The organism is Vibrio sp. 10N.222.46.A1 (assembly GCF_041473595.1).
GTDB classification, from domain to species: domain Bacteria; phylum Pseudomonadota; class Gammaproteobacteria; order Enterobacterales; family Vibrionaceae; genus Vibrio; species Vibrio tasmaniensis_A.
Genome location: NZ_JBFRSN010001370.1, coordinates 1 through 571, shown reverse-complemented (window position 1 = coordinate 571; position 571 = coordinate 1). Strand labels below are relative to the sequence as shown.

Here is a 571-nt window from a genome sequence, read left to right as displayed (position 1 = left end):
CGCTATTCAGAGATTTAAGGTAACAAGGCGCCCTACTACCGATGAAATAGACCTGCTGAAAGAAGCACTAGAAGAACGCGAGCAACGCAGAGAAAACAAAATCCCCTACTCCGTGCTTCTAGACTTCAGCATCCTGAGCTGTATGAGAGTCAGCGAAGTGTGTGGTATACGGTGGGAAGACTTAAACGAAGAACTTAAAACAGTGATCGTACGTGACCGAAAAGACCCACGAAAGAAAGAAGGCAACCATATGGTAGTTCCTCTACTTGGTGAAGCATTCGATATTGTAATTAAGCAAGAGCGTAAAGGTGAGTTGATATTCCCTTACAACCCACGCTCAGTTGGCCGAGGCTTTGTTGAAGTGTGTCAGAAGGTTGGAATTGATAACCTGCGCTATCATGACTTACGTCGTGAAGGTGCGAGTCGTTTGTTCGAGAAAGGCTTTACCATTGAGGAAGTTGCTCAGGTGACAGGACATCGAAATTTGAATACCTTGTGGCAGGTTTATACCCAGCTATTCCCACATAAATTACACGAACGTAAGATATGAAAAAAGCCGCTAAAAAGCGGC

At 44.7% G+C, this 571-nt stretch carries 1 protein-coding gene; it reads left to right on the top strand.

Translation table 11 applies throughout. The features are described 5' to 3' along the window. A partial coding sequence (locus tag AB4496_RS26685) for a site-specific integrase (RefSeq protein ID WP_372132923.1) occupies positions 1–550 on the top strand: 550 nt, incomplete at its 5' end. Positions 551–571: the final 21 nt, after the last annotated feature.